Raw genomic sequence first — 10,224 nt, forward strand, 5'->3', positions numbered from 1 at the left:
TTCGGGAGCCGGCGTAACCCGTTCTGCAAGCCAGGCCTGACGAATCAGCAGTTATCACCAGGAGGCAGACATGCAGCTCTCGTACTTCCGTCGGGTCGCCGCGGGCGGCGCGGTCGCGGCGCTGGCCTTCGTCGGCGTCGGCGCGTTCACCGCCAGCCCCGCGTACGCCGCCACGTCGAAGGTCTCCGTCGTGCACGGCATCCCGGACACCCCCGTCGACGTCTACGTCAACGGCAAGAAGACGCTCGACAACTTCAAGCCCGGCGACGTCGCCGGCCCGCTGAACCTGGAGGAGGGCGACTACGACATCGCGCTCACCAAGCCGGGCGAGCCGATCGGCAGCGCGATCCTCACGGTCGACAACGCCGCGGTGCCGGGCGGTGCGAACATCAGCATCGCCGCCCACCTCGACGCCGCCGGCCAGCCGAAGATCACGCCGTTCGTGAACGACGTCTCGAAGGTCGCCGCCGGCAAGGCCCGGCTGATCGTCCGGCACACCGCCGCCGCCCCGGCGGTCGACGTCCGCGCCGGTGGCACCCCGGTCTTCGAGGACCTCACCAACCCGAACGAGGCCAAGGGCGACGTCGACGCGGGCACCGTCAAGGCGGACGTGGTGCTTGCCGGCACCGACACCGTGGCCATCGGCCCGGCGGACCTCGACCTCAAGGAGGGCACCGCCACGATCGTCTACGCGATCGGCTCCGCCGAGGGCAAGACCCTCGACGTGGTGGCCCAGACCATCACCGGCCTGCACTCCGCCCCGGGCGGCGTGCCAAGCGGTGACGGCGGCCAGGCCGGCACGGGCGTGCACACCTGGTGGTACGTGCTCACCGGTGCCGGCGTACTCCTGCTGCTTGGTGGCGGGGTGCGGATGGCGACCGCACGGACGGGCCGCAAGTGACGGTGCGCAACCGCGGCGCGCTGGCGGCGGTGGCCGCCGGCGTTGCCGCGCTCACCGTCGCCGCCCTGGTGGCGTGCGCCAACCAGCCGGCCGGGACGGTGGGGGCCGAGGAGGCGACAGCCCTCGCCGATGCCCCACCGGCCGGCACCGACGCCCCGTCGGTGCCGGTTACCGCCGGCGAACTGCCCGCCGGTGCGAAGACCATCCCGCCGGTACGGCTGCTGATCCCGGAGATCGACGTCACGGCCACCGTCAACCCGGTCGGCATCAACGAGCGGACAAACGAGTTCGAGGTGCCGCCGAGTGTCGACCAGATCGGTTGGTACCGCTACGGCCCCGGCCTGGAGGCGGAGGCCGGCTCGGTGGTCATCGCCGGCCACGTGGACAGCGCCAAGCAGGGCAGGGGGGCGTTCTTCCGGCTGCGCGAGTTGGACCAGGGGGACACGCTGACCGCGAGCGGCAGCGACGGCGAGGAGCGGCGCTACCGGGTCGTCGCCCGGGAGGAGTACGCCAAGACCACGATCCCGCTGGAGCGGTACTTCGCCCGCGACGGCAAGCCGCGGCTGACCCTCATCACCTGTGGCGGGCCCTTCGACGCCAAGGCCCGCAAGTACCGGGACAACATCGTCGTCACCGCGGTACCCGCCTGAGCGGCCCCGCGCGCATCCGGCCGGGGTGGACTTCCACCCCGGCCGTCGCGTGCGGTCCCCTCCGGCATCCGGTCCCCAAGGTGTCGGCCGTACGCTGAACGGCGATGGCTTACCTGGATCACGCGGCGACGACTCCGATGCTCGACGAGGCACTGGAGGCGTACGTCGCTACCGCCCGCGAGGTCGGCAACGCGTCCTCCCTGCACGCGGCGGGCCGCCGCGCCCGCCGACGGGTCGAAGAGTCGCGCGAACGCGTGGCCGCCGTGCTCGGCGCCCGGCCCTCTGAGGTGATCTTCACGGGTGGCGGCACGGAGAGCGACAACCTCGCGGTCAAGGGCATCTTCTGGGCCCGGCGAGGTGCCGGCCCCGACCGCCGCCGGGTGGTCTCCAGCGCCGTCGAGCACCACGCGGTACTCGACGCGGTCGACTGGCTGGCCGAGCACGAGGGCGCCGAGGTCGGCCTGCTTCCGGTCGACGCCGTCGGTCGGCTCGACCCGGCGGACCTGCGCGCCGAGTTAGCCGCGCACGCCGACCGGGTGGCAGTCGTCACCGCCATGTGGGCGAACAACGAGGTGGGCACCGTCCAACCGGTGGCCGAGTTGGCCGCCGTCGCCGCCGAGCACGGTGTGCCCTTCCACACCGACGCCATCCAGGCGGTAGGTCAGGTGCCCGTCGACTTCGCCGCCAGCGGCGTCGCCGCGCTGACCGTCACCGGGCACAAGCTGGGCGGCCCGACCGGGGTGGGCGCGCTGCTGCTCGCCCGGGACGTGCCGGCCACGCCGTTGCTGCACGGCGGCGGCCAGGAACGCGACATCAGGTCCGGCACCCTGGACACCGCCGGCATCGTCGCCTTCGCGGTCGCCGTGGAGACGGCAGTGAAGGGCCAGCAGGAGTACGCGGCCCGGGTGGCCGCGCTGCGCGACGACCTGATCGAGCGGGTCCGCCAGGCGGTGCCCGAGGTGATCTACAACGGTGACCCGACCGACCGGCTGCCCGGCAACGCGCACTTCTCCTTCCCCGGCTGTGAGGGCGACGCCCTGCTGCTCCTGCTCGACGCCCAGGGCATCGCCTGCTCGACCGGCTCCGCCTGCTCGGCCGGCGTGGCCCAGCCCTCGCACGTGCTGCTCGCGATGGACGCCGACGACGACCGCGCCCGCTCCTCCCTGCGCTTCACCCTGGGCCACACCAGCACCCAGGCCGACATCGACGCACTGATCGCGGCCCTCCCGGCAGCAGTCGACCGAGCCCGCCGAGCCGCCGCCCTCCGCACCCCCCGCTAGCCCAGCCCGGCCGCCCCGGCCCCGCCCTCCCTGCCGGCGTCGCCCTCCCTGCCGGCGTCGATCATGGAGTTGTGGTGGGCGGCAAAAGGTGCTAATCGCCTAGTTTCGGGCACCACAACTCCATGATCGACGGGGTGGGGCGAGGGCGGGCGCCGGGGGTTGGGGTTTCACGGGGGCGGGGGTTTTCGGGGCTGGTGGATAGGGTTGTCGTGGGGGAACGGATGGGACGGGGAAGGGGAGTGGGTCGGTGAGGGTTCTGGCGGCGATGTCGGGTGGGGTTGACTCGGCCGTGGCGGCGGCGCGGGCGGTGGCGGCCGGGCACGACGTGACCGGCGTACACCTGGCTCTTGCGCGCAACCCACAGACCTACCGGACCGGGGCGCGCGGCTGTTGCACCCTGGAGGACTCCCGGGACGCCCGGCGGGCGGCCGACGTGCTCGGCATCCCGTTCTACGTCTGGGACATGGCCGACCGCTTCCACGAGGACGTGGTCGACGACTTCGTCGCCGAGTACGCCGCAGGCCGTACGCCGAACCCCTGCCTGCGCTGCAACGAGAAGATCAAGTTCGCGGCGGTGCTGGACCGGGCGGTGGCCCTCGGCTTCGACGCGGTGGTGACCGGGCACCACGCCCGCCTCGGCCCGGACGGGCTGCTGCGGCGCAGTGTCGACCTGGCCAAGGACCAGTCGTACGTGCTCGCCGTGCTCACCCGCGAGCAACTGGACCGTTCGATCTTCCCGCTCGGTGACTCGACGAAGGCGCAGGTCCGCGCCGAGGCTGCCGAGCGTGGCCTGGCCGTGGCCGACAAGCCCGACTCGCACGACATCTGCTTCATCGCCGACGGGGACACCCGCGGCTTCCTGGCCGGCCGGCTCGGTGAGGCTCCCGGCGACGTGGTGGACGCCGCCACCGGCGCGGTCGTCGGCAGTCACAGCGGCGCGTACGCGTACACGGTGGGGCAGCGTCGCGGGCTGCACCTGGACCGGCCCGCCCCGGACGGGCGGCCGCGCTACGTGCTCTCCATCACGCCGAAGACCAACACGGTGACGGTGGGCCCGGCCGAGGCGCTCGAGGTGTCCGACGTGCACGCCGTACGGCCGGTCTGGACCGGTGGCGTACGCCCGGACGCGCCTGTCGAGTGCGAGGTGCAGTTGCGCGCGCACGGCGACGTGGTGCCGGCGACCGTGGCCCTCGACGGTGACCGGCTGCACGCCGAGCTGCGCCGACCGGTGCGCGGTGTCGCCGCCGGCCAGGCCGTGGTGGCGTACCGACCGGATCCGGCCGGCGACGTGGTCCTCGGCTCCGCGACCATCACCGGCTGACCGCACGGCCCGGGTGTTCGCGGGATAGCCTTCGCCCGTGACAGATCAGGTGTGGCCCTGGCCGGCCGGTGCGGCCACCGGGATCGGTTCGCTGCCCGGCACCGACATCGGCGAGGCCCAGCGGGTGGTCCTCGGTGAGCTTCCCGACCTGCCGCACCTGCCCGAGTTGCCGGCCCGGGGCCCCGGAGCGGACATGATCGGCCGGTCCGCCGGGCTGCTCGTCGAACTACCCGTCGAGGTGTACGCGGGGCGCTGGCGGGTCGCCCCCCGCACGGGCCGCGACCTGCGCCGGGCCCGTGACCTGATGGAGCGCGACCTGGACCAGCTCGCCGAGCAGGCCGAGGGGTACGCCGGGCCGATCAAGGTGCAGGCCGCCGGCCCGCTCACCCTGGCCGCCTCCCTGGAGTTGCCGATCGGTGGCCGGCTGCTGCGCGACCCCGGCGCGGTCCGCGACCTGACCGGCTCCCTCGCCGAGGGGCTGCGCGCGCACGTCGCGGCGGTCGCCCGCCGGCTGCCCCAGGCATCGGTGCTGCTGCAACTGGACGAGCCGTCGCTGCCGAGCGTGCTGGCCGGGCGGGTGCCGACAGAGAGCGGGTTGGGCGCCTACCGGGCGGTCGAGTCGGTCGACGCCGCCGCCCTGCTGCGCACGGTCGTCGACGCGGTCGGCGTGCCGTCGCTCGTGCACTGCTGCGCACCGGACGTGCCGTTGGAACTGATCCGCACCACCGGCGCCGTCGCGGTCGCCCTCGATTTGGACCTCGTCACCGACCTCGACCCGTTGGGCGAGGCCATCGACGCCGGCCTCGGGTTGGTGGCCGGGGCCGCGCCGACCCGGCCGCCGTCGGCCGGTGGCGCGCCGACCTCCGCACAGATCGCCGACCGGGTACGCCAACTCTGGGACCGCCTCGGCTTTCCCCGTCGGCAGCTCGCCGAGCAGGTGGTGGTCACTCCGGCCTGCGGCCTCGCCGGCGCGACACCGCAGTACGCCCGGGCGGTGCTCGCCGCGTGCCGGGACGCCGGCCGGCGCTTCGCCGAGGTGTGAGGTTTCCTGTCGTACCCGCTGGGCACGATGGCGGTCATGATTGGACAGCTGCGTTCAGTGGTGATCGACTGCCCGGATCCGCACGCGCTCGCGTCGTTCTACGCCGAGCTGCTCGGCGTACCGCTGGCCGAGGGCAACCCCGAAGACGACTGGGTGGTGCTGGGTGGCCCGCCCGGTCACCAGCCGCGACTCGCCTTTCAGCAGGCGCTCAACCTGAGGCCGCCGGCCTGGCCGGACCCCGAGCGTCCGCAGCAGTTCCACCTCGACGTGACGGTGGACGACATCGAGGCCGCCGAGAAGGCGGCCCTCGCGCTCGGCGCTCGACGGCTGCCGGGTGAGGGCGAGGGTTTCCGGGTCTACGCCGACCCGGCCGGCCACCCGTTCTGCCTCTGCTGGGACTGAGCCCGCGGCGGGTCACGGCGGCCGAGGAGTTCCGGCCGCCGTGACCCGCCGTTCTGGCCCGGGGGTTCGGCAAGGCGGGGGGTCCGGGGCCTCAGGACGCCGCGACTTTCAAGAACTCGAGTGGATTATGAACGGCGAACGGTCGCGGCTGACCGGGCCCGGTCAGGGGTTGGTCAGGTGGCGCAGGCTGCGTACCTTTCGCCAGAGGTCGGCGTCGCAGCGCCCGGCGCGGTCGGCGAAGGCGGCCGGGCTGATCCGGACCGGCTCGGTGAGGCTGAGATAGCTGTCGTGTTCCGCGCCGGGGTCCCAGTCCCGGGTGGGGATCCGGACGTGGTCGTCCCGGTCGCTCTTGTCCTGGCTGGTGATCTTCAGAACGTCGGCGCCCCGGGAGTCGACGCGCAGCACCAGACATGGGCGCACCTTCGACCCGCTGCCGTCGGCGTACGGCACGTCGGCCCACCAGATCTCACCGGGCGCCGGATCGTCGTCGTGCCGGTCGGTGTCGCGCGAGCGGGTGGTGGACGGCCGTTCCGCGCCACGGGGCCGTGGCGGGGCGGAACGCCGACCGCTGGTGCTGCCCCCGCCCGGCCGGGTGCCCGGACGCCGCTCGGCCTCCCGGTGCCGCCAACTGTTCCACGCCCAGCCGGCGGCCACCGCCAGCAGGATCGCCGCCGCCCAGAACAACGCCTCGCGCATCCGTACCTCCGCCTCCCGGCGTCCCACGGACCGCCATCGTCCGGCGATCCTCGCACGCCCTGGTCGGGGTCGCTCCCGGCGCGGGCGGGCGGCGGATTGTCCCACCGGCCCGATACGGTGCCGGAGTAGCGTGATCAGGGAGGTCGCAGGCGTGTCCGAAGGTGGCGGTGTGTCCGAGGAGCAGATCGGTCAGCAGGTCAGCCCGGCGCAGGAGGCGGCGGCCGGGGCTGAGCCGACGCCGCAGGCCCGGGAGCGGCATGCCGCGTTGAGTCAGGAGTTGACCGAGCACCAGTACCGCTACTACGTCCTGGACGCGCCGACCATCCCCGACGCCGACTTCGACAGGCAGTTGCGCGAGTTGGAGGCGCTGGAGGCGGAGTTCCCGGCGCTGCGGACGCCCGATTCGCCGACCCAGCGGGTGGGTGGCACGTTCTCCACCGACTTCACCCCGGTCACCCACGCCGAACGGATGCTCTCGCTCGACAACGCCTTCGCCGACGAGGAGTTGGCGGCCTGGGCCGAGCGGGTCGAACGTGACGCCGGCGGCCCGGTGCCCTACCTGTGCGAGCTGAAGGTCGACGGGTTGGCGATCAACCTGACCTACGAGAACGGCCGGCTGGTCCGGGCCGCCACCCGGGGCGACGGGCGCACCGGTGAGGACGTCACCGCGAACGTCCGCAGCATCCGGGACGTGCCCAGCCAGCTCGCCCCGTCCGCCGAATTCCCGGACATTCCCGAGCTGGTGGAGGTCCGGGGGGAGATCTACTTCCCGATCGCCGCGTTCGCCGATCTCAACGCGGGTCTGGTGGAGCAGGGCAAGGCGCCCTTCGCCAACCCTCGCAACGCCGCCGCCGGCAGCCTGCGGCAGAAGGACCCACGGGTCACCGCCACCCGGCCGCTGCGCCTGGTGGTGCACGGCATCGGCGCCCGCCGGGGGTTCCAGCCGACGGCGCAGTCCGAGTCGTACGCGGCACTCAAGTCGTGGGGGTTGCCGACAAGCGACAGGTGGCGGGTCGTCCCGGACCTGGCCGGCGTCGCGGAGTTCATCGCCTACTACGCCGAGCACCGGCACGACGTCGAGCACGAGATCGACGGCGTGGTGGTCAAGGTCGATCCGGTCTCCATCCAGGGTCGGCTCGGGTCGACGAGTCGTGCCCCCCGCTGGGCGATCGCCTTCAAGTACCCGCCGGAGGAGGTCACCACCACGCTGCTCGACATCGACGTCAACGTGGGGCGCACCGGTCGGGTCACTCCGTTCGCCGTGCTCGAGCCGGTGCGCGTGGCCGGTTCCACTGTCGCGCTGGCGACCCTGCACAACGCCCGTGAGGTGGAGCGCAAGGGGGTGCTCATCGGCGACACGGTGGTGCTGCGCAAGGCCGGCGACGTCATCCCCGAGGTGCTCGGCCCGGTGGTCGACCTGCGGCCCGCCGACGCCCGGCCGTTCGTGATGCCGACAAGTTGCCCGGCCTGCGGCACGCCGCTCGCGCCGTCGAAGGAGGGCGACGTGGACATCCGTTGCCCCAACACCCGCAGCTGCCCGGCGCAGTTGCGGGAGCGGGTGTTCCACCTCGCCGGCCGCGGTGGGTTCGACATCGAGGTGCTCGGCTACAAGGGTGCCGCCGCCCTGCTCGACGCGGAGATCATCAGCGACGAGGGCGACCTCTTCCTCCTGGACGCCGAGCAGTTGTCCCGGTCGCCGTTCTTCGTCAACAAGGACGGCAGCCTGGGCAGCAACGCCACCAAGCTGCTCGACAATCTCGCGGTCGCCCGTGAACGGGACCTGTGGCGGGTGCTGGTGGCGCTCTCCATCCGGCACGTCGGCCCGACCGCGGCCCAGGCGCTCGCCCGGCACTTCCGCTCGATGGACGCCATCGACGCGGCCACCGAGGAAGAGTTGTCCTCGGTCGACGGGGTCGGGCCGACAATCGCGGCGAGCATCCGAGAGTGGTTCGCGGTGGACTGGCACCGCGAGGTGGTCCGTAAGTGGGCCGAGGCCGGCGTACGGATGGCCGAGGAGGCGGTCGACGAGGGGCCGCGCCCGTTGGAGGGGTTGACGGTGGTGGTGACCGGCACGCTCGCCGGTTTCTCGCGCGACCAGGCCGCCGAGGCGGTGCAGAGCCGTGGCGGCAAGGTCAGCGGGTCGGTCTCCAAGAAGACGAGCTTCGTGGTGGTGGGGGACAACCCTGGTTCCAAGGCCGACAAGGCGGCCAGCCTGAAGGTGCCGGTGCTCGACGAGGACGGCTTCCGGCTCCTGCTCGACGCGGGCCCGGACGCCGCTCGGGACGTCGCTCAGGTGGGCGGCTGACCCCGCGAGCGGGCGGACGCGGCGGCTGACCGCGTATACCAACTTAATTACGACTACGACCGATTCGTGACTGTCATACCGGGAAACTGGGGGCCGAGGGCGTTTCATTGGGTCACGGCGTGCGCACCGGCACGCCGATTGTCGGTCGGGAGGTGTGGTGGAGGTCGCCGACCCACGCAACTCGCTTCCTGCGGGACGGGTCGCGCCGTTCGCCGCCTTCGTCGCCGGCATCCTGGCGGTCGCCGCGCTGACCGCCGCCGTTCCACTCGCGACGCTCCCCGGCGAGGTGTCCGAGCTGCCGGTGGCGTTCTGGACGATGGCCGCGCTCGCCGTGGTCTGCGACGCGCGGCCGTTCGTTCCTCCGGGGCGCCGGCAGACGTCGGCGGTGTTCCCGTCCACCTGCTTCACCTTCGCGATCCTGCTCGGCTGGGGCCTCGGCCCGGCGGTGGTGGTGCAGGCGGTGGGCGTGGTCGTCTCGGGCTGGCGGATGCGGCACGCCGCGTGGCGCACCGCGTTCAACGTGGGCCAGTACGCGTGCGCTCTCGCCGCCGCGTACGGGGTGATCCAGCTCGGGTCGGGCACGATCTTCTCCGGCGGGCGGTTGCACTGGACCGACGTGGCCGCCGTCGGCGGTGCCACGCTCGCCTGGTTCGTCGTCAACTACGGGTTGGTCAGTTGGGCGGTGCGGCTGCGTTTCGGTGACCGCTGGTGGCCCACCGTCCGCCAGGGCCTCGGCTTCGAGCTGCTCTCCACCGGCTCACTGCTGCTGCTCGCCCCGGTGCTCGTCGCCGCGTCGCGGGTGAGCGCCGCGTTGATCCCGCTGGTGCTGGTGCCGCTCTTCGCCGTCTACCGGATGGCGCGGTTGACGAACGAACAGCAGCACCTCGCCGCCGCCGACCCGCTGACCGGGCTGCCCAACCGCAAGGCCCTGCTGGCCGAGGTCGCGGAGCAGGTGCACCTGCACGCCGAGCGGACCGCCCGTGGCGAACCCGACGGGCAGCTCGCGCTGCTGCTGATCGACCTGGACCGCTTCAAGAACGTCAACGACGCCCTCGGGCACTCGGTGGGCGACCGGCTGCTGGTCGAGGTCAGCGCCCGACTCACCGACGTGCAGCCTCGACCCCAGATGATCGCCCGGCTGGGCGGTGACGAGTTCGCAATCGTGATGACCGGCCTGACCAACGTCGCTCAGGCGCGGGAGTTGGCCGACCGGGTGGTCCAGGCGTTGGCCGAGCCGGTGCCGCTCGACGGGTTGCCGTTGGACGTGGGCGGGTCGATCGGGATCGCCCTCTTCCCCGAGCACGGCGAGGACTTCGCCACCCTGATGCGGCACGCCGACGTGGCGATGTACGACGCCAAGCACCGCAACGACACGGTAGCCGTGTACGCCCCCGAGTCCGACCACAACTCCGCCGAGCGGCTCGCTCTCCTCGCCGACCTCCGCCGCGTTCTGGAGGCCAGCCCGTCGGCAGGGGTGCCGAGCGAGACCGAGCGGGCGGCCGACGTACCAGTTGGTGCCTCCGCGGAGGTGCGCGGCGGTGACGGGGCGGCGCTGCCCACCGGGGCGACGGCCGACGGCGCGCTGCCCACCGCGGCGCCGGGTCCGCCGCTGGCGCGGGCCGACCCG

Annotated in this window: 9 protein-coding genes; 8 read left to right on the forward strand and 1 reads right to left on the reverse strand. The window is 73.1% G+C overall.

Translation table 11 applies throughout. The features are described from left to right. The first annotated feature begins 70 nt into the window (after nucleotides 1-70). The 6 genes from ACWER9_RS17750 to ACWER9_RS17775 all read left to right on the forward strand — a co-directional run bounded on the left by ACWER9_RS17750 (nucleotide 71) and on the right by ACWER9_RS17775 (nucleotide 5,596). Nucleotides 71-901 (forward strand): DUF4397 domain-containing protein, encoded by an 831-nt coding sequence (locus ACWER9_RS17750; protein ID WP_452302849.1) that lies wholly within the window; start codon nucleotides 71-73, stop codon nucleotides 899-901. Then, nucleotides 898-1,551 carry a class F sortase gene (locus tag ACWER9_RS17755; RefSeq protein WP_452302850.1) on the forward strand — a complete coding sequence of 218 codons (654 nt, stop codon included), beginning with the start codon at nucleotides 898-900 and terminating at the stop codon, nucleotides 1,549-1,551. The genes ACWER9_RS17750 and ACWER9_RS17755 overlap by 4 nt, the downstream gene beginning before the upstream one ends. A gap of 104 nt (nucleotides 1,552-1,655) precedes the next feature. Further along, nucleotides 1,656-2,831 (forward strand): cysteine desulfurase family protein, encoded by a 1,176-nt coding sequence (locus tag ACWER9_RS17760; RefSeq protein ID WP_452302851.1) that lies wholly within the window; start codon nucleotides 1,656-1,658, stop codon nucleotides 2,829-2,831. A gap of 247 nt (nucleotides 2,832-3,078) precedes the next feature. Further along, on the forward strand, nucleotides 3,079-4,152 hold the full coding sequence (mnmA, locus tag ACWER9_RS17765) for a tRNA 2-thiouridine(34) synthase MnmA (RefSeq protein ID WP_452302852.1): 1,074 nt from the start codon (nucleotides 3,079-3,081) through the stop codon (nucleotides 4,150-4,152). Nucleotides 4,153-4,189: 37 nt separating this feature from the next. Next, nucleotides 4,190-5,194 carry a methionine synthase gene (locus tag ACWER9_RS17770; RefSeq protein WP_452302853.1) on the forward strand — a complete coding sequence of 335 codons (1,005 nt, stop codon included), beginning with the start codon at nucleotides 4,190-4,192 and terminating at the stop codon, nucleotides 5,192-5,194. Between the two features lie 36 nt (nucleotides 5,195-5,230). After that, nucleotides 5,231-5,596, forward strand: a complete 366-nt coding sequence (locus ACWER9_RS17775; RefSeq protein WP_452302854.1) for a VOC family protein — start codon at nucleotides 5,231-5,233, stop codon at nucleotides 5,594-5,596. Nucleotides 5,597-5,758: 162 nt separating this feature from the next. On the opposite strand, the gene ACWER9_RS17780 is transcribed toward ACWER9_RS17775, so the two are convergent. Next, entirely contained in the window at nucleotides 5,759-6,319 is a 561-nt protein-coding gene (locus ACWER9_RS17780; protein ID WP_452302855.1) for a type II toxin-antitoxin system PemK/MazF family toxin, read from the reverse strand. Nucleotides 6,320-6,461: 142 nt separating this feature from the next. Between ACWER9_RS17780 and ligA the strand changes: the two genes are divergently transcribed. Next, complete coding sequence (gene ligA / locus ACWER9_RS17785; RefSeq protein ID WP_452302856.1) at nucleotides 6,462-8,597, forward strand: NAD-dependent DNA ligase LigA; 2,136 nt, start codon at nucleotides 6,462-6,464, stop codon at nucleotides 8,595-8,597. Between the two features lie 157 nt (nucleotides 8,598-8,754). Then, nucleotides 8,755-10,224, forward strand: a 1,470-nt coding sequence (locus ACWER9_RS17790; RefSeq protein ID WP_452302857.1) for a diguanylate cyclase domain-containing protein, incomplete at its 3' end; no start/stop codon positions are given.

Source organism: Micromonospora sp. NPDC003944, from assembly GCF_053605225.1.

Excerpts from the sequence above, each read along its gene's own strand:
- ACWER9_RS17750 (WP_452302849.1), top strand. The coding sequence starts at position 71 with ATGCAGCTCTCGTACTTCCGTCGGGTCGCCGCGGGCGGCGCGGTCGCG.
- ACWER9_RS17760 (WP_452302851.1), top strand. The coding sequence starts at position 1,656 with ATGGCTTACCTGGATCACGCGGCGACGACTCCGATGCTCGACGAGGCA.
- ACWER9_RS17775 (WP_452302854.1), top strand. The coding sequence starts at position 5,231 with ATGATTGGACAGCTGCGTTCAGTGGTGATCGACTGCCCGGATCCGCAC.